The sequence below is a fragment of the Pseudomonas sp. AC083 genome (genome assembly GCF_979253165.1).
On the sequence record NZ_CEEDDH010000082.1, the window covers coordinates 1 to 292 of the forward strand.

Annotated in this window: 1 protein-coding gene; it reads left to right on the forward strand. The window is 40.8% G+C overall.

Annotated elements, in window-relative coordinates; translation table 11 throughout:
• On the forward strand, positions 1 to 292 hold a 292-nt coding region (locus AC0IXA_RS27300), incomplete at both ends, for a GTP-binding protein (protein ID WP_471814883.1).

The following is a 292-nucleotide window of genomic DNA, read 5'->3' on the forward strand; positions in this document are numbered from 1 at the left end:
GAGCATGTGCTGAACAAACTACAACCAGAAGCATCTATCATCAGAACCTCACAAGGTAAAGTACAGCCAGATGACATATTGAATACTGGTTTATTTGACTTTGAAAAATCAAGTGCTTCTGCTGGATGGATCAAAGAGATCAACGCAGGACATGCTCAGCATACGCCGGAAACAGAAGAATACCAAATTTCATCCTTTGTTTACGAAAGAAGACTCCCTTTTCATACAGGCAGGCTGAATAATTGGTTAGATCAAATGCCTGAGCAGATCGTTCGTGCGAAAGGTTTTACTT